This window comes from Stenotrophomonas sp. 112478_Sma (genome assembly GCF_056479905.1).
This window is the reverse complement of record NZ_CM151072.1, coordinates 3,801,638-3,825,796: the sequence shown is the minus strand read 5'-3', so window position 1 is coordinate 3,825,796 and position 24,159 is coordinate 3,801,638. Positions and strand designations below refer to the sequence as shown.

Annotated in this window: 21 protein-coding genes, 1 tRNA gene and 1 pseudogene; 12 read left to right on the top strand and 11 right to left on the bottom strand. The window is 67.0% G+C overall.

The window, feature by feature from the left end:
- Positions 1 to 31: 31 nt before the first annotated feature.
- From ACZK08_RS17425 to ACZK08_RS17405, 5 genes are all read right to left on the bottom strand, one after another.
- On the bottom strand, positions 32 to 964 hold the full coding sequence (locus ACZK08_RS17425; protein WP_053517104.1) for an RDD family protein: 933 nt from the start codon (positions 962 to 964) through the stop codon (positions 32 to 34).
- Positions 965 to 1,012: 48 nt separating this feature from the next.
- Positions 1,013 to 1,750 carry a pilin gene (locus tag ACZK08_RS17420; protein WP_053517106.1) on the bottom strand — a complete coding sequence of 246 codons (738 nt, stop codon included), beginning with the start codon at positions 1,748 to 1,750 and terminating at the stop codon, positions 1,013 to 1,015.
- Between the two features lie 39 nt (positions 1,751 to 1,789).
- The gene (locus ACZK08_RS17415; protein WP_053517108.1) at positions 1,790 to 2,263 is read right to left on the bottom strand and encodes a DUF494 family protein; all 474 of its coding nucleotides are present in this window, start codon (positions 2,261 to 2,263) and stop codon (positions 1,790 to 1,792) included.
- 43 nt (positions 2,264 to 2,306) lie between these two features.
- Entirely contained in the window at positions 2,307 to 3,434 is a 1,128-nt protein-coding gene (gene dprA / locus ACZK08_RS17410; RefSeq protein WP_065181588.1) for a DNA-processing protein DprA, read from the bottom strand.
- Between the two features lie 79 nt (positions 3,435 to 3,513).
- Complete coding sequence (locus ACZK08_RS17405) at positions 3,514 to 4,644, bottom strand: LysM peptidoglycan-binding domain-containing protein (protein WP_478452311.1); 1,131 nt, start codon at positions 4,642 to 4,644, stop codon at positions 3,514 to 3,516.
- Between the two features lie 126 nt (positions 4,645 to 4,770).
- On the opposite strand from ACZK08_RS17405, the gene def reads away from it, so the two are divergent.
- The 5 genes from def to ACZK08_RS17380 all read left to right on the top strand — a co-directional run bounded on the left by def (position 4,771) and on the right by ACZK08_RS17380 (position 10,807).
- The gene (gene def, locus ACZK08_RS17400) at positions 4,771 to 5,283 is read left to right on the top strand and encodes a peptide deformylase (RefSeq protein WP_053517114.1); all 513 of its coding nucleotides are present in this window, start codon (positions 4,771 to 4,773) and stop codon (positions 5,281 to 5,283) included.
- Between the two features lie 121 nt (positions 5,284 to 5,404).
- Positions 5,405 to 6,328 carry a methionyl-tRNA formyltransferase gene (fmt, locus tag ACZK08_RS17395; protein WP_053517116.1) on the top strand — a complete coding sequence of 308 codons (924 nt, stop codon included), beginning with the start codon at positions 5,405 to 5,407 and terminating at the stop codon, positions 6,326 to 6,328.
- A gap of 3 nt (positions 6,329 to 6,331) precedes the next feature.
- A complete protein-coding gene (gene rsmB / locus ACZK08_RS17390) occupies positions 6,332 to 7,663 on the top strand; it encodes a 16S rRNA (cytosine(967)-C(5))-methyltransferase RsmB (protein WP_065181589.1) in 1,332 nt (443 codons plus the stop codon).
- Between the two features lie 22 nt (positions 7,664 to 7,685).
- Positions 7,686 to 9,398 (top strand): ArnT family glycosyltransferase, encoded by a 1,713-nt coding sequence (locus tag ACZK08_RS17385; protein ID WP_065181590.1) that lies wholly within the window; start codon positions 7,686 to 7,688, stop codon positions 9,396 to 9,398.
- Positions 9,399 to 9,541: 143 nt separating this feature from the next.
- Positions 9,542 to 10,807: an O-antigen ligase family protein gene (locus ACZK08_RS17380; protein ID WP_065181627.1), complete on the top strand. Its 1,266-nt coding sequence runs from the start codon at positions 9,542 to 9,544 to the stop codon at positions 10,805 to 10,807.
- 140 nt (positions 10,808 to 10,947) lie between these two features.
- On the opposite strand, the gene ACZK08_RS17375 is transcribed toward ACZK08_RS17380, so the two are convergent.
- Positions 10,948 to 11,754: a glycosyltransferase family 2 protein gene (locus ACZK08_RS17375; protein WP_065181591.1), complete on the bottom strand. Its 807-nt coding sequence runs from the start codon at positions 11,752 to 11,754 to the stop codon at positions 10,948 to 10,950.
- Between ACZK08_RS17375 and ACZK08_RS17370 the strand changes: the two genes are divergently transcribed.
- A complete protein-coding gene (locus ACZK08_RS17370; RefSeq protein ID WP_065181628.1) occupies positions 11,753 to 12,811 on the top strand; it encodes a CDP-glycerol glycerophosphotransferase family protein in 1,059 nt (352 codons plus the stop codon). The two genes, ACZK08_RS17375 and ACZK08_RS17370, sit on opposite strands and share 2 nt — an antisense overlap.
- Positions 12,812 to 12,911: 100 nt before the next feature.
- Here ACZK08_RS17370 and ACZK08_RS17365 read toward each other — a convergent pair whose 3' ends face one another.
- The 4 genes from ACZK08_RS17365 to ACZK08_RS17350 all read right to left on the bottom strand — a co-directional run bounded on the left by ACZK08_RS17365 (position 12,912) and on the right by ACZK08_RS17350 (position 17,138).
- Entirely contained in the window at positions 12,912 to 14,435 is a 1,524-nt protein-coding gene (locus ACZK08_RS17365) for a PH domain-containing protein (RefSeq protein ID WP_065181592.1), read from the bottom strand.
- Positions 14,432 to 14,932 (bottom strand): PH domain-containing protein, encoded by a 501-nt coding sequence (locus ACZK08_RS17360; protein ID WP_065181593.1) that lies wholly within the window; start codon positions 14,930 to 14,932, stop codon positions 14,432 to 14,434. The genes ACZK08_RS17365 and ACZK08_RS17360 overlap by 4 nt, the downstream gene beginning before the upstream one ends.
- A 74-nt stretch (positions 14,933 to 15,006) precedes the next feature.
- Entirely contained in the window at positions 15,007 to 16,143 is a 1,137-nt protein-coding gene (gene ribA / locus ACZK08_RS17355) for a GTP cyclohydrolase II RibA (RefSeq protein ID WP_065174455.1), read from the bottom strand.
- A gap of 74 nt (positions 16,144 to 16,217) precedes the next feature.
- Positions 16,218 to 17,138 (bottom strand): lauroyl acyltransferase, encoded by a 921-nt coding sequence (locus tag ACZK08_RS17350; protein ID WP_065181594.1) that lies wholly within the window; start codon positions 17,136 to 17,138, stop codon positions 16,218 to 16,220.
- A gap of 61 nt (positions 17,139 to 17,199) precedes the next feature.
- Between ACZK08_RS17350 and dtd the strand changes: the two genes are divergently transcribed.
- From dtd to ACZK08_RS17330, 4 genes are all read left to right on the top strand, one after another.
- Positions 17,200 to 17,640, top strand: coding sequence for a D-aminoacyl-tRNA deacylase (gene dtd, locus ACZK08_RS17345; RefSeq protein WP_053517128.1), 441 nt, complete (start codon positions 17,200 to 17,202; stop codon positions 17,638 to 17,640).
- 92 nt (positions 17,641 to 17,732) lie between these two features.
- Complete coding sequence (gene rpoD, locus ACZK08_RS17340; RefSeq protein ID WP_053517130.1) at positions 17,733 to 19,586, top strand: RNA polymerase sigma factor RpoD; 1,854 nt, start codon at positions 17,733 to 17,735, stop codon at positions 19,584 to 19,586.
- Between the two features lie 198 nt (positions 19,587 to 19,784).
- A complete protein-coding gene (gene yjjJ, locus ACZK08_RS17335) occupies positions 19,785 to 21,185 on the top strand; it encodes a type II toxin-antitoxin system HipA family toxin YjjJ (protein ID WP_081284367.1) in 1,401 nt (466 codons plus the stop codon).
- A 65-nt stretch (positions 21,186 to 21,250) separates the two neighbouring features.
- Positions 21,251 to 21,326 (top strand) — tRNA-Ile (locus ACZK08_RS17330).
- Positions 21,327 to 21,395: 69 nt separating this feature from the next.
- Here ACZK08_RS17330 and ACZK08_RS17325 read toward each other — a convergent pair.
- Complete coding sequence (locus tag ACZK08_RS17325) at positions 21,396 to 21,890, bottom strand: site-specific integrase (RefSeq protein ID WP_065181630.1); 495 nt, start codon at positions 21,888 to 21,890, stop codon at positions 21,396 to 21,398.
- 234 nt (positions 21,891 to 22,124) lie between these two features.
- Here ACZK08_RS17325 and ACZK08_RS17320 point away from each other — a divergent pair.
- Positions 22,125 to 22,433, top strand: a pseudogene (locus tag ACZK08_RS17320) (ATP-binding cassette domain-containing protein); the annotation flags it as partial.
- Between the two features lie 48 nt (positions 22,434 to 22,481).
- Complete coding sequence (locus ACZK08_RS17315) at positions 22,482 to 24,089, top strand: hypothetical protein (RefSeq protein ID WP_065181596.1); 1,608 nt, start codon at positions 22,482 to 22,484, stop codon at positions 24,087 to 24,089.
- The last annotated feature ends 70 nt before the right edge of the window (positions 24,090 to 24,159 follow it).

The window sequence follows — 24,159 nt, the reverse complement described above, 5'->3', positions numbered from 1 at the left end:
ATGTCAAGCGCCCAGGCGTGAGGATGGCCGGTCAGGAGGCCATCTTGGCGATGAATCCGATGGCCGCCACCATCAGGACCAGGCCGGCCAGGGCCAGCAGGGCGGTGATGACCAGGACGGCGATGGTGACCACGCCCAGCTCGCGGCGTTGCAGCTGCGGCTGGTCGGTGAAGGCCCAGCGGTCCACCACCAGGGTGTCGCACATCATGTCGTGCAGGCCCTGCTTGCGCTCGGTGAACGCGGCCATCAGGTAGCCGATGCACAGGATCAGGCCGCTCAGCACGGCGGCCCAGTAGCGTCCGAAGGCACGTCCCACGGTCAGCCGGTCACCGTTGCTGCGCACGACCTTGATGCCGACGGCCATCTTGCCCAGGGTGGCACCGCCGCGCGAGGCGTGGAACCAGGTGTAGTACACCATGGAGATCACCAGGTTGAGCAGGCCGCTGACCAGCTGGCCCATGATCTCGATGGCCGACTCGCCGCTGCCGGCGGCCCCCATGCCCGCACCCAGTGCCAGGGCGGAAATGACGCCGATGATCGTGCCGGGGATGAGCAGCACGAAGTAGTCGATCACATAGGCAGCCACGCGCTTCCAGAAGCCTGCGTACACCACTTCGCCGCCCATCACCGGCTGTGCGTGGCCGGCCATGGCTGCGGTGCCCGGCGCGCTGTAGGGCGAACTGCTGAGCGCGCCGGTGCCGGGCAGCGGCGCCGTGCCGTTGTCGATGGCCTGGTAGTCGCTGCGCAGGTCGAAGCCGCCACTGTCAGCGGCCGTGGTGGCGCTGGCCAGGGTCTGCAGGCCGAGCTCGTCGACCACCTGCCGCAGCGCGGCCCATTGCGCCATGCCCTCGCGCCAGACCAGCGTATCCAGTGTCAGCTGGCCGCGCTGGAAGCGCTGGCGGATGTCCTCGACCGGCAGCGGTCCCTGGCGTTGCTGTCCTTCGGCGAAATACCACTCAGTCATTGTGTGTCCCTCCTGGGTCGTCCTTGCTTGGGGTGTAGTGCCGATGGCTCAGCCGCGGCACTGCTGCGGCAGATACTTGTCGTTGCTTTCGCCGCTGCATTCCCAGCGGCCGCTGTCGCGGTCGTATTCCAGCCACAGCAGATCGCCATCGATGGTCTTGCCGGGCGCGGCCAGCGTGGCTTCGATACCGCAATGACCGTTGTTGAAGCGGCCGATGTGGACCGCTGACAGGCCTGCGGCGGAGAAGTCCCCCGGCGCCGGGAAACCGGCATCGTTGGCCCCCGGGCAGCGTCCTTCCTCGTCGGCGAAATGCTGCACCTGGTCCTTCAGTGGTTGCAGTGCGGTCAGCGACGTGGCGACCTTGGAGCGCAGCGTGTAGTCGTTGTAGGCAGGCAGCGCGATGGCCGCCAGGATCGCCACGATGGGTACCACCACCAGCAGCAGTGCCCCGCCGATGATGGCGGTCAGGGCGCAGCCGGACAGGCCCTTCTTTGGTGGCGGCAACGCGGCCGCGGGCGCACTGTGGGCATAGGGGGTTGCCGCCGGCAGTACCGGAGGCTGCGGGGCAGGGGGCTGCAGCCCGGGGTCGTCGCGGGCGGCATCGACGGCCGGCACGATCAGGCCGAGCTCATCCACCACGCTGCGCAATGGCTGCCATTGCGGCAGCCCATCGCGCCACACCAGGGTGTCCAGGCTGATCTGATTGTTGCGGAACAGCTCGACAAGCTGTTCTGCCGGCAGTGGGCCTTGCTGCCGGTTGCCTTCTGCATGGAACCACTCGCTCACGGGGCACGCTCCTGAATGCGCTATGCCCCAAGTGTAAGGTCAGTGCAGGGGTTCTGGCTCGTCCATGAACATCTGCGTTTCCATCCAGGCGTAAGCCGCCTCGGCGCCGGGCTGGTTGAACAGCACCATCAGCACGACCCATTTCAGATCGTCCAGGTCCAGTTCGTCCTGGTCCAACGCCATCGCCCGGTCCAGCACCAGCTCGCGCTGGTCGGCATCGAGGATGCCGTGCTGCTCCAGGTACAGCAGGAAACCGCGGCATTCCACGTCCAGCTTGTCCAGCTCGGGCCCGTGATAGATGCGCACCGGGCCATCGACCCGCGCCTGGGCCACACTCGGACGCTGTGCCGCCAGGGCATCGAGCCAGTCGAATGCCTTGTTGATCTCGGTAGGGCTGAATCCGGCCTGGATCAGGCCGTTCTGGAGCGAATCGCGGTCACGGATCAGGTCCGCATCTTCGCTGAAATAGTGTTCAAACAGGTACAGCAGTACATCCAGGATGCTCTCTTTCATTGCCCCTCGGCCTGCGTCGCGCGACGCTGTGGAGGTGAAGAAACTAGGGAGTTCGACAGTAGCGGCCGTGTACGCAGACCACGATTCCCGCAAGTTCCATGGCCAGCAGCATGGAGGACACCTGCGGCGCCGTCAATCCACAGCGCGTGATCAGTGAATCCATACTGATTGGGTCAAGGTCCAGGGCCTGCCACAACCGCTGGTAGTCAAGGTCGCCGACCCAGCGTGCCGGCAGGTCGGCTGGCACTGCCTGTTCAGTGGGGGTGGCCAGCCGCGATTGCAAGGCCGGCAGCTGCTGGCGCAGGGCCGGGGCCAGCAGCTCCAGCACGTCCTCGGGCCGTTCCACCAGGGCAGCTCCCTCGCGGATCAGGCGGTGGCAGCCGGCCGCCCGCGGATTGAGCACCGAGCCGGGCACGGCGCATACCTCGCGACCGGCCTCGGCGGCCAGACGCGCCGTGATCAGGGCACCGGAGCGGTGCGCCGCCTCGATCACCACGGTGGCCAGGGCCAGCCCGGCCACCAGCCGGTTGCGCGCGGGGAAGTGGCCGGGACGGGCAGCCGTACCGGGCAGGTACTCGCTGAGCACGGCACCCTCGGCGCCGATCCGGGCCTGCAGTGGCGCATGGTGGTCCGGATAGGCACGGTCGGGGCCCGTTCCGATGACGGCAACGGTACTGCCGCCGGCGTCCAGCACCGCAAGGTGGGCGGCCGCATCGATACCGGCCGCCAGCCCACTGGCGACCGCCAGTCCGGCTTCGGCGAAGCTGCCGGCAAAACGCGCCGCCAGTGCCCGACCGGCCGGTGTGGGTGAGCGGCTGCCAACCACCGCCACCGCCGGGCGCCAGGCCTGGCCGGGGTCGCCGGCCACGAACAGCGCCAGCGGCGGGTTGGGGACCTCCGGCAGCAGGGGCGGGAAGGCCGGGTCGGTAACGGCCAGCAGGTGATGGTGGTCGTCCTGCAGCCAGTGCAGGGCGGCTTTCGACCGCTGCGCATCGGGGCGTTCCAGTGCTGCGCACTGCTCCGGGGTGCAGCCATGGGCGCGCCAGCCGGCCACGCCCAGCGCAAGGGCCGCTTCGGCGCTGCCCGCGCCCTGCAGCAGTGCCCGCCGCGGCGCCAGCGCGCCTCCCGCCATCACCAGGCGCACCAGCGCCTCATCTGCCTGCTTGGTCATCCCCCCACTATCGACCGCAGACAACAAAGGCGCCCTAGGGCGCCTTCGCGTGCGGCTGTCAGGGATGTTCCCGGCAACCCTACTTCGTGTCCGGATGCAGCGCGCTGTAGCCCACTCGTACAGGCTTCACGCCCTGCATCACCAGCGCATAGCTGACGTTGTCGAAGGTGCGGAACACCATCGCATGCGCGGCGTACTCGTCGGGCAGCGAGACCCGGCCGGCGCCGGTACTGAGCGAATCATCCATGCGCGAGGACCCCGGGTACTTCATCCGGTGCGCGACGTGGCGGCCCGGCCGCCACAGCGAGAACACGGTGCCGTTGTCCACGCCCTGCGCGCGGCCCGCCGAAATGGCGATCACATCGCGTGGCCCGCCAACGCTGAACATGTCGGTCACCGCGAGCACGCGCACGTCCACGCCCTCGACGCCCGCCGCCGGCACATGCGGGACGAACTGCAGGTCGTAGGGCCTTGCCTCGACCGGCACCAGCCGGTCGCCGGCGCGGACTTCACGCCCGCCGCTGTTCTTGTCCAGCACCAGGGTGGACGCTTCGACCTTGCCGCCGGCAACCTGGGTGATGGTGCCCGTGCCGACCTGCATCAGCTCGTAGCCCAGCATCTGGTGCGCACGTCGCGTCGGCGCGTTGTAGGCCCGCCACAGGTTGCCGCTGCCGGGGGTGACCTCGCCATTGGCGGTCAGGTCCTCGGTGGGCTTGGGCACGCCATAGCGCACGGTCGGGCGGACCACGGCCCAGCGCTGCCCGACCTGGGCATCGGCCAGGCGCACGTACACGGCTTCGCCACTGCTGGCGCGCAGGCGGTCTTCTTCCAGGCCCGCCACGTAGGGCAGGTGGTCGATGCGGTCGACCACGCTCAGCTGCTTCAGGAACGGCTCGACCTGGGCCAGCGGAATGGCATCGATCGGGGCCTCCTGGCGGGGCCCGGGCTGGGCCGTCACACGGTCCAGGTAGGCCAGGCTCAGCACGTCACCCGGATAGATCAGGTGCGGATTGGAGATCTGCGGGTTGGCCTGCCAGATCTCCGGCCACAGCCAGGGCTTCTGCAGGAAACGCGCGGCGATATCCCACAGCGTGTCCCCTTTTCGGACCACATAGGTATCCGGGTGCCCGCCATTCACTTCCACGGCGGTAGCATAGGCAGCCACGGTCAGCATCGCCGCGGCGACGACCGTACGAAAACGAAGCAACATAGGTGTGAAGCCCTGATTCCCCAACAGGTCCGCGCACTATAGTCCAGAAACCGGGGCGCAAGGCAAGCGTTGCAGCTAGAATCTGCGACGTATGCCGGCGTGCCGGCCCCCTATCCGGAAACTGCCATGGCCCTCCTCCCGATTCTTGAGTTCCCCGATCCGCGCCTGCGTACCAAGGCCGCGTTGATCGACGCCGCCGAAGTGACCACGCCGGCCTTCCAGGAACTGGTCGACAACATGTTCCAGACCATGTACGACGCGCCGGGCATCGGCTTGGCCGCTACCCAGGTGGACGTGCACAAGCGCTTCATGGTCATTGATGTCAGCGAAGAGAAGAACCAGCCGCTGGTGTTCATCAACCCGGAGATCGTCGCCAAGGACGGGGGCCGGGTGTACCAGGAAGGGTGCCTGTCGGTGCCGGGCATCTTCGCCGACGTGACCCGTGCCGACACCATCACCGTGAAGTTCCTTGACCGCAATGGCCAGGAACAGCAGATGGAGGCTGGCGAAGTGCTGGCCACCTGCATCCAGCACGAGATGGATCACCTGGACGGCAAGCTGTTCATCGATTACCTGTCGCCGCTCAAGCGCGAGATGGTCCGCAAGAAGCTGGCCAAGCAGCGCAAGCACGTGGCGTGATCGCCGCTCCGGGCCGCCCGCAGGGGTGGCCCGTGCCCGCGCGCAGCGCGCGGGCTGTACGGCGCCGGCCGACGGCGCCGTTTTCTTTCCTGCACGAATCCATCCTGCAAGTGGGGTAGCCATGAGGATTGTCTTTGCCGGTACGCCGGAATTCGCGGTGTCATCGCTGCGCGCAGCGGCGCGCCACCACGAGGTCGTGGCCGTCTACACCCAGCCTGACCGTCCGTCAGGTCGTGGTCGCGGCCTGGCCCCCTCGCCGGTGAAGCTTGAGGCGGTGGCCCGCGGCATTCCGGTGTACCAGCCCGAATCGCTGAAGGACGAAGCGGCCCAGCAGCAGCTGCGTGACCTGAAGCCGGACCTGATGGTGGTGGTGGCCTACGGCCTGATCCTGCCCAAGGCCGTGCTGGCCATCCCGACCTACGGGTGCTGGAACGTGCACGCTTCGCTGCTGCCGCGCTGGCGCGGTGCGGCGCCGATCCAGCGCGCGATCCAGGCGGGTGACGAGACCACGGGCGTGTGCCTGATGCAGATGGAAGCCGGACTGGATACCGGCCCGGTGCTGCTGCACCAGGCGCTGCCGATCGCGGCCACCGATACCGGTGGCCAGCTGCACGACAAGCTGGCCGAGCTGGGTGCGCAGGTGTTGTCCGATGGCCTGGGACTGCTGCGCGCCGGCATCAAGCCGATCGCGCGGCCGCAGCCGGAGCAGGGCGTGACCTACGCACACAAGCTGGACAAGGCCGAGGCGAAGCTGGACTGGGCGCAGGATGCAGCGGTGCTGGCGCGGACCGTGCGTGCGTTCAACCCGTGGCCTGTCGCCGAAGCAACGCTGGCCGGTGAGCGCGTGCGCATCCATGGCGCCGTGGCGCAGGCGATGGAGCACGGCCAGGCACCGGGAACGGTACTTGCTGCCGGCCGCGAAGGCATCGACATTGCCTGCGGCCAGGGCGCGCTGCGCCTGCGCGTGCTGCAGCGCGAAGGTGGCAAGGCGATCACTGCCGCCGATTACCTCAACGCCCGTCGCGACCTGCGCGTGGGAGCGTAAGCGGTGACGAAACAGAATGACTTCTCCATCGCCAGGGCGGCGCCGGGTGCAGCCACCCGCATGCTGGCCGCGCGCGTGCTGGCCCAGGTGTTCACCCGTGGCCGTTCGCTGAAGGCGGAACTGGCGTGGGCCCTGCCGAAGCTGGCCGACAGCCGTGATCGGGCGTTGCTGGAAGCGCTGTGTTTTGCCGTGCTGCGCCGTCGCAGTACCTATGACGCGGCATTGCAGGCGTGGATGCAGAAGCCGCTCTCGGCGCGCGATGCAGACCTGCGCACGCTGCTGATGGTCGGCTTCGCCCAGCTGGACGTACTGGAACTGCCGGCGCACGCGGCCCTGTCGGCCACCGTCGACGCAGCGCGGGCGCTGGGCCGTGAGCGCCAGGCGGGCCTGGTCAATGCCATCCTGCGCCGCGCCCAGCGTGAGGGATTCCCGGAACAGCCGGCCCGAGATGCGTTTCCGGACTGGCTGGCCGAGGCCATCGAGCGCGACTGGCCGACGCAGGCCGAGGCGATCTTCAGCGCCAGCCTGCAGCCTGCGCCGCTGTGGCTGCGCGCCAACCGCCAGCACGGTGGCCGCGAGAAGGTCCTGGCCGTGCTGGCCGAGGCCGGTATCGTCGCCGAGCCAAGTCCGCTCAGTGCGGACGCGTTGCGGCTGGCGACGCCGGTCGCTGTCAACCAGCTGCCCGGCTTCGCCGAGGGCGCGCTCTCGGTGCAGGATCTGTCGGCGCAGTGCGCGGCCGATGCGCTGGCGCCGGCCGCCGGGGCGCGGGTACTGGATGCCTGCGCCGCACCGGGCGGCAAGTCGGCGCACCTGCTGGAGCGTGATCCCAGCCTGCGCCTGCTGGCGCTGGACATCGACGCCCGTCGCTTGGCGCGTGCCCGTGACACGTACGCGCGCACGGGTGTCGGTGAGGGCGCACAGACCCTGGCGGCAGACGCCAGCGATCCTGGCGCGTGGTGGGATGGCACGCCGTTCGATGCGATCCTGCTCGATGCGCCCTGTTCGGCCACGGGCGTGATCCGCCGCCAGCCGGATGTGATGTTCCACCGCCGCGCCGAGGACATCGATGCGCTGGTCGGCGTTCAGGCCCGGCTGCTGGAGGCATGCTGGTCGATGCTGCGCCCCGGTGGCGTCCTGCTGTATGCCACGTGCTCGATCCTGCGTGCGGAGAACATCGAGCAGATCCGCGCGTTCCTGAAGTGGCACCCGGATGCGGTGGCGCAGCCGTTGGACGAGGCGTTCGGGCTGGATTGCGAAGGCATTGCACGCCAACGACTGCCCGGTGACAGCGATGCTGACGGATTCTTCTACGCGCGTCTGCTAAAAGCGGTGTGAATCCGCTGCCGTTCAAGTCCTCATGCTGAAAACCCGCGCGTCGCGAGAGACGTGGTTGTTCGTGGTGATGGCCCTGCTGGTGCTGGGGGCTGGACTCGGCCTGCGCGATCCCTGGCCGTCGGATGAGCCGCGCTTCGCGCTCGTCGCCAAGCAGATGGTGGACAGCGGTCACTGGTTGTTCCCGCATCGCGGCCTGGAGCTGTACTCGGACAAGCCGCCGATGCTGATGTGGTGGCAGGCCACGCTCTATCACCTGATCGGCGATTGGCGGCTGGCGTTCCTGCTGCCCTCGCTGATCGCCGCGCTGGGCACGTTGTGGTGCGTGGTCGATCTCGGCGGTCGGCTGTGGACGCGACGCGTCGGCCTGTACGCAGGCTGGGCACTGCTGTTCGCACTGCAGTTCACCTTCCAGGCGAAGAAGGCACAGATCGATCCGCTGGTGGTGCTGTTCATCACCCTGGCCAATTACGGGCTGCTGCGCCACCTGCTGCTGGGCCCGGCATGGCGCTGGTGGTGGCTGGGCTGGTTCTTCGCCGGGATCGGCGTCATCACCAAGGGCGTGGGCGTGATCGCCCTGCTGATGCTCGTTCCGGCCGTGATCGGCTCGGCGCTGCGGTGGAACGGTGTGCGCCTGCATGCGCGCGACCTGCGCTTCTGGCTGGCGCCGCTGGCGTTCCTGCTGGCCGTGGCGCTGTGGCTGCTGCCGATGGTGCTGGCGGCGCTGGCGACCGGGCTGGACGAGTACCGCGCCTACATGGACGACATCCTGTTCCAGCAGACCGCAGGGCGTTATGCCCAGTCCTGGGACCATCACCAGCCGTGGTGGTACTTCCTGGCGATCATGCCGTCGATGTGGATTCCCGCGTTCCTGGCACTGCCGTGGGCGATTCCGGCCTGGCGCCGCCGGCTGCAGCGACGCGACGCGCGCTACCTGCTTCTGCTGGGGTGGTGGTTGCTGATCGTGCTGTTCTTCTCGATTCCCGAGGGCAAGCGCGATGTGTACATTCTCCCTGCGCTGCCGATGTTCTGCCTGGCCCTGGCGCCGCTGCTGCCCGGCCTTCTGCGCCGTCGCGACGTGCAGGCACTGCTGGGGCTGTTCACGCTGGCCCTGGCGCTCGGCACGCTGCTGGCAGGCGCACTGGCATTGCTGGGCGAGCCGGGATTTGAGTCGAGGCTGGAGCACGAACGTGGTCTGGCACCGGGCGTGATGGATGCGTTGGCCTGGGCGGCGCTGGCGATGGGCGCCTGCGGTGTGGCCAGCCTGTTGCTGTCTGGCCGTGGCCGGCGTCATCTGGCCATGGTGTCGACCCTGGCCACGGTGTGGGTGCTGTACAGCCTGGTGGGCTACCCGCTGTTGAACGATTCGGGTTCGGCGCGGGGCCTGATGCGCCATGTGGGGGAGCGCATCGGTCCGCAGGCCGAGTTGGGCCTGGTGGCCTGGAAGGAACAGAACCTGCTGATGGCCGATCGACCGGCGGCCACGTTCGGCTTCAACACCCCCTGGGATGAACAACTGCAGGCGGCGACGCGCTGGCAGCGGCTGGTGCCGGCGCGGCGCTGGCTGCTGGTGCAGGAGGACGCCCTGTTGCCGTGCGTGGACCGCGACCGGGCCGAACCGGCGGGCGTGGCCAATCGTCGACGCTGGTGGCTGGTGCCGGCGGAGGCGGTGGTCGCGCCCTGCCGGGCCAGCGATCGCGAGCGCGAACGTGAACGGCGTTTGCAGGAACGGGGATAACGACCTGTGTCCACGCTTGTCCAGACTGCCCAACAGGCGACAAAGGCAGTAAAACAGCACACTGGGAGTGGCCGTTGTGGCCGCCCCCGTTCTTCCCGCACACCCGCAGCGAAACTTCCGACGTGCCAGCTCCACCGGACAACCTGAACCCCGCGGCCGGCGACCTGCCGGGTGCCCCCGTCGGCGGTCGGCAGCGCACGGCGCACTGGCTGGCGCAGATCGGTCTGTTCTGCCTTCCGGCGCTGGTGCTTACCGTGCCGATCAACCTGCTTCCGTATGGCCTGTTGCTGCTGGCCAGCACGCTGCTGGCGCCGGAACTGCTGTGGCGCGCCCGGCACATGGGCGGGCAGCCGGTGAAGGTGCTGACCTGGCTGATGCTCGCGGTGCTGGCGCTGGGCCTGCTGTCGGTGCTGATGTTCGAGCAGGGGCTGCGCGATGTCGACAACCGCTCGCGCTTCGTGGTGATCCCCTGGATCGCCCTGTGGGTCTGCGCGTTGCGCCCGGACCTGCGCTGGCTCTGGCGTGGCGCGCTGGCCGGGCTGCTGGTCACCTTCGCGATGTCGCTGTGGCAGGTACTGCAGGGGGCTCCGCGTGCGGAGCTCTTCACCAATGCCATCGTGCTGGCCGACATCGTGATGGTGCTGATGGTGCTGCTGGTGTTCTGCCGACCTTCGCGACGCTGGTCGCTGGTGATCGTCGGCATGGCGGCCGGCTGTGGAACCATCGTGTTGACCGGCAGCCGTGGCGTGTTCGCGGCGTTGCTGGCTCTGCTGGTGGTGCTGGCGCTGAGCCTGCGCTGGCGGACCGGCACCGCCCGCCTGTCGGTGCTGGCAGGCATGTTGGCGATTGGCGCCACCCTGCTGCTGTCGGTGCCCGAGCTGCGTCACCAGGTGCGGCTGAGCGAGCTGCACAGCGACATGCAGCGCATGGAGCAGGGCGACAGCGACTCTTCCGCCGGTGCCCGCGTGGAGCGTCTGCAGGTTGCCTGGGATACCTTCCTGGACCACCCGCTGGTCGGTGTCGGAATCGGCCACTTCGATGACGCGATGCAGCGTGTGCCGGTCTGCCGCGAGAACCCGGACGAACAGCGCTGCCACCTTGGCCATGCCCATAACGACGTAGCCGAATGGGCCGCCACCCAGGGCATGCCCGGCCTGCTGCTGCTGCTGGCGGTGTATGGCGTTCCGCTGTGGGTGTTCGTGCGCCTGCATCGGCGCAGCGGGCGCAGTACGTTCCGCGGGCCTGCCGCGGCCGGGATCATGATCGTGACCACGTACGTGCTGTGCGGGCTGACCCAGTCGATGTTCGCGCACCAGATGACGGCCAGCTTCTACGTCACCATCGTCGGCCTGCTGGCCGGGTTGTCGATCCTGGAAGGTGCCCGCCACCGCGGGGCCAACGCGGGTTGACACCCCGCCGCCGGGCATGGCCCGGCGCTACCCCTGCACCGCCATGCCCGGCGCACGCAGGTGCACGGGAGCGGTCGCGCCGGCCATGCCCGGCGGATGCAGGTGCGCGGGAGCGGTAGCGCCGGGCCATGCCCGGCGGATCAGGGCTGCGGCGGGTCGGCCACCGCCTGACCGTTGCCGAGCATCCACAGCATGATGGTCTTCTGCCGCACGTAGTTGGCACGCACGTAGGCATAGACCAGGCCGTGCCAACCATCGCGGAAACCGCCGCGGAAAATGAATCCCCGCCAGAAGCGCCAGGCCGGTGCCAGCACCAGCTTGCCCAGGGTGGCGCGCTTGCCGCGTGCGAACTCGTGCTCGGCCATCATCCGCGCGTACTTCTCGGTCTTGGTCAGTTGCTGCTGCAGCGAGCGGTAGGGGTAGTGGATGAGGTCGCCGCGCAGGGTGCCGACGCTGCCATCGACGCTGGCGGCCTCGTGGATCTCACGGGTGCCGCGCCAGCCGCCGCGGCGGCGGTCGAACAGGCGCATCACCCGGTCCGGATAGGCGTTGCCGTGGCGCAGGAAGCGGCCGAAATACTCTGAAAGGCGGGCGAAGCGGTAGCCCGCGTGGCCGCTGAATCCCCCCTCGCGGGCCTGTTCGATGGAGGCGCGCAGTTCCGGGCTGATGCGCTCGTCGGCATCCAGGCACACCACCCAGTCATGTGCTGCCTGCTCGACGCAGAACGCCTTCTGGCTGCGGAAGCCATCGAACGGCCGCTGCAGCACGCGGGCACCGGCAGCCTCGGCGATGGCCACGGTGGCGTCGCTGGAATACGAGTCCACCACGATGATCTCGTCGCAGAAGGCCAGCGAGGCCAGGCAGTCGCCGATGCGGCCGGCCTCGTTGAACGCGATAATGCACGCCGAGATGCGAGGCCGTTCGATGGGAGCGGTCGTGGAGGACATGATGGCCGGGTACCTGTTGTTTGCGACGGAGCGCTATGCGCTGCCTATTCTCGCCCCGTTGGCGCAGGCCTTGCACGCGTCCGGGCAGGAGGTGGCTGCCTGGTTCGAAGGTGGCGCCGCCGGCAGCCAGTTGCCGGGCGTGCCCGTGATCGGCCTGAAGCAGGCCTTGGCGATGCGCCCGCGCGCGGTGTACAGCGCGGCCAACTGGGTGCCGACGTTCCTGTCCGGTGCCAAGGTGCAGCTGTTCCATGGCTTCAACGTGGAGAAGCGCGACAGCGCACGTGGCCATTTCCGGGTACGCGGGATGTTCGACCTGTACTGCACCCAGGGCCCGGCCACCACCGCGCCGTTCCGCGACATCGCCGCCCTGCAGGGCCACTTCGCGGTGGCCGAGACCGGCTGGCCGAAGCTGGACCCGCTGTTCCGCGACGATGGTGGCGAAAGCGCCGCGCTGCGCGCAGCGGCGGGCGGTCGTCCGGTGATCCTGTTCGGCTCGACCTTCACCGAGCGGCTCAGCGCCGCCCCGCACCTGCATGCGCAGATCGCCGCCGACATCGCGGCCGGGGAACGCTACTGGCTGCTGACCCTGCACCCGAAGTGCCCGCCGGAGCTGTTCGAGCGTTACCGTGCGCTGGCCGGCGCCAATGCCCGCTTCATCGAACCGGAGCAGGTCATGGCCGCACAGCGCGCCGCTGATGTGCTGGTGTCCGATACGTCTTCGATCGTTTCGGAGTTCATCGTCCAGCACAAGCCGGTGGTGACCTTCCGCAACCGCGTCCCGAAACCGCACATGATCGATTTCGACGTGCCGGCGCAGCTGCCCGTCATGCTGCAGCGCGCGCTGCACCCGGATGCCGCCCTGCAGGCGGAGATCGTGCGCTATGCCGACGCGATCCATCCGTACCGTGACGGCCGCTCCAGTGAGCGGGTGATTGCCGCAACCGAGGATTTCCTGTCCGGCGAGATGGGCGCGCTGCGCCGCAAACCCTTCGGCAGCTGGATGCGTGACCTGCAGATCCGCAGGGATCTGGGCTACTGGGGGCCATCACAGCGGTGATCGGGGGATGTAGAGCCACGCCCACGCTCGGCTGTGGCAAGCCGAGCATGGGCTCGGCTCTACAGTAGATCCACGCCAGGCGCGGAAGGGCGGCAACGGATCACCAGCGCAGCTTGCGGCGCGGCAGCGCGGCGGCCAGCTGCGCCATCAGCGCCCGTGCCTGTGCGTGCGGCAGGTAATGCAGCGCCAGGGCCACATCACCATGCGCGCCTGCGGTGTCCAACTGCAGGCTGGCCGTGCCCAGCAGCCTGTCCAGCGGTGAGCGCTGCAGGCGCAGGCCCTGCAGCTTGTCCAGTTCCGCCCAGCGCCACCAGCGCCTCCACCATCCGCCGCGCACCGCGACGTAGCGATCATCCAGATGCCAGCCCATGCGGCCCATCTGCCGATGGGCGACCCAAAGCGCGACCGGCAGCCAGCCCAGCACCAGCAGGCCGGGTGTTCCCCAGCGCCAGTACATCGCGGCGGCCAGCAACGGCACCAGCAGTACGCTGCCCAGGCACAACCGCCACCAGCCGCGCTGCGGCACCGGCTGCCAGTGCGCGGGCGGCCACTGCAGCTGAGGCAGCAGGCGCTGCACCAGATGATCGCAGTCGGCGGCCGGTGCCAGCGGCGCGAGTTCGCGCAGCGCCCGATCTTCCTCGCGGGTGGGGCCGCCGGCAGCGCTGTCGATCTGCAGCTGGCGCCGCCCAAACCAGCGTTGCAGGGTGCCTTCGCGCAGGGTCCAGGCCTGGATGCGCCGGCGCGCCACGCTGCTGCGCGTGCGGCTGAGCAGGCCTGCCGCGACCGTCAGCCGGTGTTCCTGCTCGGTCAGGGTGAAGCCGGCATAGCGCAGCAGGGCCAGCACCACCGACAGCAGGCGCATCAGCAGCCAGCCTGCGACCAGCACCAGCGCGGCCAGGATCAGCAGGCCGGCAAGGCCCTCGTGCAGCTGGCTGGCGTAGCCGAACGCCTCGCGTCCTCCGCTGGAGATCACGCCGTCCAGCGAACGGCGCGGGATCACCTGCAGCAGCGCACCGATGGCGGCGGCGAACAGCACCCAGCCGCGGTTGGACAGCAGGCCAAGCCGGATCACTTCGGCAGTGGACATGCGCAGCAGCACTTCATCGGTCGGGTCGGCGGTGGCAGCCGGTGCGTTGCCAGGCGCCCTTCCGCGCTGCTTCACCAGCTGCTCCAGTGCCAATGCCTGGTCCAACCGCAGCACCCGCATCTCTGCCTCCGGGCGCACGCCGCCGGCCGACTCCAGGCGCAGCTCGGCCACGCCGAACAGCCGGTGCAACGGGTTCTGCCGCACTTCCACGTTGTGGATGCGGGCGAAGGGAATTTCCCGGCGGTTGCGCGCAAGCAGCCCGCTGCGCACGGTGATCGCATCACTGCCGATGCGGTAGCGGTAGCTCAGGTACTGCAGCACCGAGACCACCACCAGCGCGGCGATGGCCAGCAGCGGCATCAGCTGCGCCCACAGCGGGTCGCGGTCGCCGCGCTGGCCGAACACCAGCAGCGCGACCAACGGCAGGAAGTAGTGCCGCAGCTGCATCAGCAGCACGAACAGCCATGACCAGGGGTGCAGGCGCTGTTCGTCGCCGCCGCGTGGCAGCGGGGGCGGCAGGGGCGGTGGCTGGCTCACAGGGCGTCGGCGTCCTGGTCGAGCTGGTGGGCCAGGGTGTCGCGCAGGCGTTCGGCGTCGGCATCATCCAGGCCGCTGACAGTCACGGCACTGAGGCGGGTGCCTGCGGTGTGCACGATCAGGGTCGCCAGGCCGGCACGCCGCTCCAGCGGACCACGGCGCAGATCCAGGTGCTGCACGCGCGAGACCGGTACCTGCGTTTCGGTCTGCCACATCAGGTCCCTGCGCAGGCCCAGGCCCTGTGCGTCCAGGCGCCAGCGTGTGCGGGTCAGGCGGCGATGGCCCAGCCACGCGCCGAACAGGGCGCCGACCAGCAGGCCCGACGCTGCACCCCACAGCCCGGCAGGCAGATCGAAGAACCACCACGCGGCTGCCAGCGGTGCGCCTGGCACGAACAGTCCACCGAATGCGCCTTCCAGCGCGGCCAGGCGTGCGGCGCGGGCCGGCAGCGGCTGCCAGTCGTTGATGGGCACAGCAGAAAGAGGCTGGTCGGTCACACGGGCTCCGTCGGGCGGCAGGGCAGGCGGGGCGGCCGCAGCCGCACCGCGCAGACGGTAGCAGGTCGGGCGCGCTACTGCGCCGCCTGGATCAGTGCATCGACATCGAGCAGATGGCCGGCACGGTCGGCCTTGGTGCGCAGGTAGTGTTCGTTCTCGGCCGTGATCTCGCCAGTGACCGGAATGCAGTCCAGCACTTCGATGCCGGCATTGCGCAGGCGCTGTGCCTTGGTCGGATTGTTGCTGAGCAGGGCCACGCGGCTGATGCCCAGGCCGCGCAGCATCGCCACGGCGCTGCCATAGCGTCGCTCATCGGCGCCGAAGCCCAGTTGTGCATCGGCGTCGATCGTGTCCAGCCCGTCGTGCTGGTAGCCATAGGCGCGCATCTTTGCAGCGATGCCCGTTCCCCGGCCTTCCTGGTCCAGATACAGCAGCACGCCGCCGCCCAGTTCCTTCAGTTTGCGCAGACCGCGTCGCAGCTGGTCCCCGCAGTCGCACTTGAGCGAACCGAACAGGTCGCCGGTCAGGCACGAGGAGTGCACGCGTACCGGCACCACGGCAGACAGGTCCGGGTCGCCGACGATGATCGCCACCTGGTCGCGTTGTGCAACGCCGCCGCGGAACACCGCGAAGGTGGTCATGCCGACATCGCGCAGCGGTACCGGCGAACGGGCGACCAGCTCATAGTCGTGGGCGGCGTGCGCCGCACCTTCGGCCAGGTCGCACAGGGCGACGTCGGCGGCGCCGTCGAAGGTCGCATCATCCACATCCAGGCGCACCGCGACCATAGCCGGCAGCAGCAGGCCCAGGCGGGCCAGTTCAACCGCGCCGGCATCGAAGGCATCGCCTGCGGTCCAGTGAGCCGGCATCGGCCCGGGCTCGCGCAGGTAGCCCAGCGTCGGCAGGGCGTCGAAGGCGATACCGGCCAGCGGCAGGCGCACACCGTCAGGTGCCTCCACCCCCAGCACGCGGGCGCGGGTCGCCGTCAGGAACAGGTAATGACGCTCGCGCGCTGCGCTGGCAAAGGCGGCAAAGCTGCTGGCGGTGGCGCTGTCCAGCGCGATCACGGCCAGGCGTTGGCCCTGGCCGTCGTGAAGCAGGACCGGGCGACCGGCGCGCAGTTCCGCGACCGCGCGCTCGCAGCGGATCGCGGCCGGGTCGCCGAACAGGGAGGAGGCAGCAGGCATGGCAGGACCGGGGGAGGCGGACATCGCAGTCTCTATGGGGGCGCCGGCGTCGTATTCAACGTGCTGCGGCCGCCGGTCGCAGGGCGGCACGGTGGGACTCAGTGCGGGTGTTCCTCGGTCGCGTAGGGATCATCCTCGCCGCTGCCCGGTGGCCGCAGCGTATAGCGCTTGTAGGTCCACTGGTACTGCGCCGGATCGCGGCGGGCGATGCGTTCGATCCCGGCGTTGAGGGCGGTGGCCGCAGTCTGCGGGTCCGGGTCGGCCACTGCGGGGTCGGCCGGCTCGACGTGCAGGGCGAATTCCATGTCCGGCCCAATGCGCTCGCACCAGCCATACAGGACGATGGCGCCGGTGCGTTCGGCCAGGCGGTTGACCAGGGTCATGGTCAGCGCCGGCACACCGAAGAACGGAACGAACACGCCGTCACCGGCCTTCGGCTGCTGGTCCGGCAGGATGCCGGTGGCGCCACCGTCCTTGAGTACCTTGAACAACTGGCGCACCGCCGGGCCCTCGGCGCGCACCTGCTGCACGTTCTGGCCACCCCGCACCAGCTGCAGGAACGCGTCGCTGGCTTCATCCTCCGGCGGCTTGTAGACGATGGCGATCTGTCCGCGCGAGGCCAGCCACTGGTTCAGCAGCTCCCAGTTGCCGAAGTGCGGCGCGGCCACGATCACGCCCCTGCCGCTGGCCAGCGCCGCGTCATACAGCGCTTCACCTTGACGCTGCTTCAGGTGCAGGCGCAGGTTCTCGGCCGGCGGGCGGCTCCACAGGCGCAGGGTCTCGATGGCCTGCAGGGCGGTGGAGCGCAGCAGATCGCGATGCAGGCGCTCGCGCGCAACGGGGTCCAGATCCGGGTAGGCCAGCTCCAGGTTGCGGCGGGTGACGCGACTCTCACGGGCGTTGAGACGGATCCAGGCCCAGGCCAGGGCCTGCGCGACGCCGCGCAGCAGCGGCCAGGGCAGGCGCGTGAACAGGGTGGTGGCGCGATAGGCCAGCCGGGCTTTGCGTTGCGGGTTCATCCACGCAAGTTTAGCCAAGGGCGCTGCTATCGTGGCCGGCCCCCCGACCGGAAACCCACAGATGCTCGTCCTGATCCAACGCGTCAGCCAGGCCGCCGTCCACGTCGATGGCGAGGCCGTCGGCCAGATCGGCCCTGGCCTGCTGGCCCTGGTGGGGATGGAGCCGGGCGACACCGAGCCGCAGCTGCAGCGCATGGCCGAGCGCCTGCTGGGCTACCGGGTGTTTGCCGATGAAGCCGGGAAGATGAACCGCTCGCTGCGCGATACCGGCGGCGGCCTGCTGCTGGTCAGTCAGTTCACCCTGGCGGCCGACACCCGGTCGGGCATGCGCCCCAGCTTCACCACTGCGGCACCGCCGGCCGAGGCTGAACGCGGGTTCAATCGATTTGTCGACATCTGCCGTGAAAATCACGCGCCAGGGGTGGAAACGGGCCGCTTTGGTGCCCATATGATCGTCAGCCTGGTCAATGATGGTCCCGTGACCTTCCTTCTCAGGCCCTGAAGCCGCCGGGACCACCGCCCGGCAGGCGGGGCCCCGGGCTGGTATAATGCTACGTTCCCTATTTCCTACCCAGCCGGTGGCGCGAGCACTACATGGCCAACGAACGTCCTGCCCAATCCGAAATCAAGCAACTGATCAGCAAGGGCCTGGAACAGGGCTACCTGACCTACGCCGAAGTCAATGACCATCTGCCGGACGACATGGTCGATCCGGAACAGATCGAAGACATCATCGGCATGATCAACGGCATGGGCATTGATGTCCATGAAGTTGCGCCGGATGTGGAGACTCTCCTCCTCAACGACGGCAACACCGGCAACCGCGAAGTCGACGACACCGCGGCCGAAGAAGCCGCTGCCGCGCTGAGCGCGCTCGACACCGAAGGTGGCCGTACCACCGACCCGGTGCGCATGTACATGCGCGAAATGGGTACCGTCGAGCTGCTGACCCGCGAAGGCGAAATCGCCATCGCCAAGCGCATCGAAGAAGGCCTGGGCCAGGTGCAGGCCGCACTGGGCCAGTTCCCGGTGTCGGTCGAATCGCTGCTGTCCGATTACGAAGCCCACAAGGAAGGCAAGAAGCGCCTGGCCGAAGTGATCGTCGGCTTCAACGACCTGACCGACGAAGAGCCGGCTCCGCCGGCGGCCGCCGCCGATGACAGCGACGATGCCGACGCCGAAGCCGACGAGGACGAGGACGATGATGTCGACGGCGCCGATGAGGAAGCCGCACCGACCGGTCCGGACCCGGAGGAAGTCGCCGCGCGCATGCAGGCGCTGAGCGATGCCTTCAATGCCTTCAAGAAGGCCGCCGGCAAGGGCGACAAGAAGAACCTGCCGCGCCTGCGCGAAGAGATGTCGGCCGTGTTCGTCACCCTGAAGCTGCCGCTGCCGCTGACCGACGTGCTGACCAAGCAGCTGCGCGACACCATGGCCGAGATCAAGAGCCATGAGCGCCGCGTGCTGAACCTGGCCACCGTCACCGCGCGCATGCCGCGCAAGGATTTCATCCGCTCCTGGGAAGGCAACCAGACCAACCTGGAGTGGGTGGAAGACGCACTGAAGCGCAAGCAGAAGTGGTCGTCGGCGCTGCGTGAGGTGAAGGACCAGATCATTGCCGAACAGCAGGCCACGATCGACATCGAGAAGCTGACCCAGCTGGACCTGGAAGAGCTGAAGGAAATCAGCCGTGCCATGGCCTACGGTGAAGCCAAGGCGCGCAAGGCCAAGAAGGAGATGGTCGAGGCCAACCTGCGCCTGGTGATCTCGATCGCCAAGAAGTACACCAACCGTGGCCTGCAGTTCCTCGACCTGATCCAGGAAGGCAACATCGGCCTGATGAAGGCCGTGGACAAGTTCGAGTACCGCCGCGGCTACAAGTTCTCCACGTATGCGACCTGGTGGATCCGCCAGGCCATCACCCGCTCGATCGCCGACCAGGCGCGCACCATCCGTATTCCGGTGCACATGATCGAGACGATCAACAAGTTGAACCGCATTTCCCGCCAGATGCTCCAGCAGTACGGCCGCGAGGCCACGCCGGAGGAGCTGGCCAAGGAAATGGACATGCCGGAAGACAAGATCCGCAAGGTGATGAAGATCGCCAAGGAGCCGATCTCGATGGAAACCCCGATCGGCGACGACGAGGATTCCCATCTGGGCGACTTCATCGAGGACACCAATGTGGAGTCCCCGATCGAGAACACCACCAACATCAATCTGTCTGAAACCGTGCGTGACGTGCTGGCCGGCCTCACCCCGAGGGAAGCCAAGGTGCTGCGCATGCGCTTCGGCATCGACATGAACACCGACCACACGCTGGAAGAGGTCGGCAAGCAGTTCGACGTGACCCGCGAGCGCATCCGCCAGATCGAAGCAAAGGCGCTGCGCAAGCTGCGTCACCCGAGCCGCTCGGAACAGCTGCGCAGCTTCCTGGATATCGATTGATTCCAGCGGTTGTGTCGTGAACTGGAAAACCCCGCTTCGGCGGGGTTTCCTTTTTTTTCGTAAATTAATTCGTAATTTAATTCGGATGGTGAAACCGCGCGACCCTATGGCAATCAATGGATTGCGTTGACCGGAGCCTTGCGCATCGCCTCACCATGTGGCAAGAATACGTAAATTAACTCGTAACGATATTGGTGCATGGCCCGTCCCCGCACTCACCTGGTCAACGACCTGCTGGAGCGCCTGCCCCCCGGGCAGGTGGTGCCGGCGGCCGATCTTCTGGCGGGCCTTGGGATCACTCGCCCGACCCTGGGGCGGCTGGTCGCCGACGCGGGAGGCGCGGTGGTGCGGCTGGGCCGCACCCGGGCCACTGCCTACGCCCAGCGCCAGGACACCCCCGCCGGCAGCGAATGGCCTCTCTTCCGCATGCGCGAAGATGGTCGTCTGGAAGAGCTGGGGCAGGTCGTGGCACTGCGCGGCGACACCTTCTACGTTCAGACGCAAGGGGATCGTCCGAATCTTGTCCGCCCGCCCGAGGGCGACATCATGGGTCACTTCCCGGGCCTGCCCTGGTATCTGGATGACCTGAGGCCACAGGGATTCCTGGGAAGAACTTTCGCCCACCGACGCGGACGTGAGCTTGGCCTCCCTGAGGACATCAACCGCTGGCAGCTTGGCGACACCCTTCAGGCGCTGGTGCGCGCAGGTGGTACCGATGTCGGCAATCTGCTGCTGGGCGGGGACGCGGTTTCGTCTGCTCTTGCGACGATGGACACACCGCCGGACCGCGTGCGCAGCGAGGATCGGCAGCAGCGCTATCCCGAATGGGCAACTGCTGCGCTGGAAGGCGAAGATGTCGGCTCCTCGCCCGGCGGCGAACAGCCCAAGTTCACCGCGACGGTCGAGCACGATGGCGGCCGCTATGCCGCGCTGGTGAAGTTCGCCCTGCCGGGCGCGGGGGAGGCTGCCGAGCGGTGGGCAGACCTGTTGGTCTGCGAGCATCTGGCGCTTGAGGTTCTGCGCGAGGCGGGTGTATCTGCAGCAGAATCGTCGCTCATCCAGACCGACAGCCACACCTTCCTGGAGGTGAAGCGGTTTGACCGCTCGCCGGGCACACTGGGACGGCGTGGATTCGTGTCGCTGTTGGCCCTGTCCTCGGCGTATGTGGGTGACGTAACCATGGATTGGGGGCAGGCGGGTGAGCAGTTGCTGGCGCAGCGGTGGATCCATCAGGAGACCGCAACCGCCCTGTCGCGGCTGCACGCCTTTGGGCAATTGATTGGCAATACCGATATGCATCAGGGCAACGTCGGCTTCCATCTGCTGGATCGCGGGGCGTTGCCGCTTGCCCCTGCCTACGACATGCTGCCGATGTCCCTGGCCCCCTCGCGAACCGGCGTTCTGCGGGCGACAACGCCGCTTCCCCCGGTCGCACCACGGCGCGCAGGCCAGTTGGATCACCTGCAATGGGCGGCTCCTCTGGCGGTAGATTTCTGGGAGCGGGTTGCAGCGTCTGGCCTGCTGCGCTCCAAGGTGCTGCTGGAAGTGGCCGGACAGAATGCGGCTCGGGTCCGGGCCATGGGGAATCGTTTCGGCTGAGGCACGCTTCTGCGGCCGGTCGGTGGCGAGAGAAGGCCTGACTCAACTACACTTTCACGTTGCACGGGCCTATAGCTCAACGGTTAGAGCAGAGGACTCATAATCCTTTGGTTCCAGGTTCGAATCCTGGTGGGCCCACCATAAAGAGCAGGCACTTAGGCTCCCGCCCAAGTGTCTTTTTTGTGCCGCCGGGAGAATTGTCGGGAAAATTCAGCGCCTGCGCGGTGGTTTCACGACCGGCATGCCGTGATCGTAGCGGCCTGTCGTTGTTGGCGACTTGTGCCCGGCAGCGTCCTGCTTGTCGCCAAGGTTGCCCGCGGTGTCGGTAACGCCCCGGTGCTTGAGGCCATGCATCGAAAACCGCTCGCTTTCCTCAATCACGCCCTCGCTTATTGCCATACGGATGAACCGTTGCCAGGCACTGGACGTTGAAGATCGTGCGATAGGATTTCCCGTTTGCTCCACAAGCAGAAAACGCTTCTCAGGTCGGATAGGTATGGCAAAGTTCCGGCCGTCGCGGTTCCATATCGCATCACGCCGCGTCACCAGCGTCTCCCACGCTTCGGTCATTTCGCTGTTCCATTCTGTGATCGATGCACGCGAGCCTTTCCGTCGTTCGCCGTGCACGCCCTGGTCGAGGCGGTGAACGTCAGTCAGCGTGCAGACCTCGATGCCCCGCAGACGTGCGCTGAATGCCAGCACCATCGCTGGGGCGATGTAGGCGGGGCAGCTACCCTTTGTGTGAGGCGACCTGGCACCGCGCTCGCGGGCGAAGGCTAGCACCTTGGCGAATGCTTCGGACGTGGGCATTCTGTGTTCACGGGCCTCCTTCGCCTGACGAACACCTTGTGCGGGGTTGTGCTTGTAGTAGCCGTGCCGCAGGCGCCAAGCCAACGTGCGGCGCAGGTAACGGAACTGATGGTTCGCCTTGCTAGGAAAGCGGCGACACTCGCCGCAGTGAGCGACGATATCGAGGCGATGCCAATGGGCTACAGAACTCTGGCAGGCGACATGGGCTCCAGCCTGTCTGGAGGGCAGAAGCAGCGAGTGATCCTCGCTCGGGCGCTGTATCGCCGCCCTCGTCTGCTGGTGCTGGATGAGGCAACCAGCCATCTGGACCTCGAGTGTGTGCGGCGCGTCAATGCGGCCGTGAAGATGTCGAGCATGACCCGGGTGGTGATCGCCCATCGGATGGAGACAATACAAAGTGCAGACGAACGGTTCGAGATAAACCACCGGGAGGGCTGAGTAATGCTGAGTCTGAGGCTTCAAGGAAGTGGCTGTGGACGGTGTGATATGCGCGAAACTGCCGGCAAGGCTTTCATTCGACTGGTGCCAATAGCTCCAAAGCCGTGGGCGCTGTTGGCAACCTTGCTCATGTGGGCACTGCTCACGGCAAACGCGTGGGCCGGGAAGCGTGATTGCCTCGCGTCCGGCCTTGAGGTCGACATAGCCATGTCAAAGGCGACTTTGCGAGTGACCTCGCGGGGTACGCCCAAACTCAACCTGCAGGAGTGGCAAGCGTCGAAGAGCGCCCGCTCGGACGAACACGCCTATACCCTGGATATCAGCAGGAGTCTGCTTCCCGAGGGAAGAAAGTATCCGCTAATCATCAGGTTGGCGCCCTCAACTGTCGCGATCAACCTCCGGCCCCTCATCAATCCTGAAGATCCGCAGTATGAACGCCTATGTGGCGATATCGATTCAGGAGCCTCACAGCACCCGGCAAACTCTCCGGTGACGGCGTTCGAAGGCTACGCATTCTTCAGCGATGGGCGGCCAGTACCCGTTCCAACGATGCTGGCGGATCAAGGCGTGCCACAGGCGTTCAGGAGCCAGTATCAGGATTGGCTGGAGAAGGCCCAGAAGTTCTATAGGCGCGCCCTCGGACCTGAGCGGCATAGCGTGAGCTCTGTAATCTTCTTGATTGAGCAGGGCGCCAATACCCAGCAGGGCTGCCACTTCAGCGGAAGCTCATTGCCCGGACTGCTGCTGATTGGCCTTCGCGCGGGTTGCCTGGACACCTCAAAAGGCTTTCCAAAAGACTTGTCTCACTTCATTGCTCATGAAGCATTTCATCAGTGGAATCAAGATGTGCAGATGATGGAGTCACTCCCGCAGGAAAGCAGAATCATGCTGCTCGAGGGCGGGGCAGAAATGGCAGCGAGCTTGTTTCTGTCGGAGGAGACTGGGAGCAAGGAGCAAGGGATCACGCGTGACGTAGGCGCAGCTGCAGAGTCATGTATCGACCAGGCAGAGCACAAGAAGCGACCATTGAACGACCTGATCAGTGAGGGCGAGTATCAACTCGCTTACTCCTGCGGGATGGTCTACACGTTCCTCAACCTCGTCCGGACAGATTCTGATCCAGCAGCTTCTCTGGGAACGTTCTGGAAAAGTACCCTGCAGGAGAACTCCTCGTCTCGTTTCAATGAACGCACCGACTTAAATGAGGCATTCGGTGCGCGATCGTCGGTGCAGAACGCCATGATCGAACTTCTAGCCCAGAATGGCTACGTGCTTCGCGAAACGATCAGCGGCTTGAGCAAGGACCAGCAGTTCCGCATTGCCGCCGAACTGATGCGAGAGGTTTCACGCAACGACTGCCAAGGGAACTACGGCCTGTTTACCGGTGGCGGAGTGATTGTGCTTGATCCCGAGGTGAAGACCTGTAGCTCTCTGACGCCTGGGGGAAAACCCGCGGCAATAGATGGGTTTGATTTTAAAGAGCATGTGTTGGACGCTCGATCTGCATGGATTTCAGCTTGCCGGAATGGAGGAGCAGTGAGCATCGACTACTCCGACAACTCTGCGAAACCGTCTATCGTGTCGTGCCAATCCCCCCCAAGATCCCTGTACACGCCGTTTCATCTTTCCCGAATCACGCCTATGGGGCAACCATGATCGACGTAGTCAACAGCAACGCATCTTCCCCGATTCAGAAGCTACATGAGCTGCAGGTCATCATCAAGAT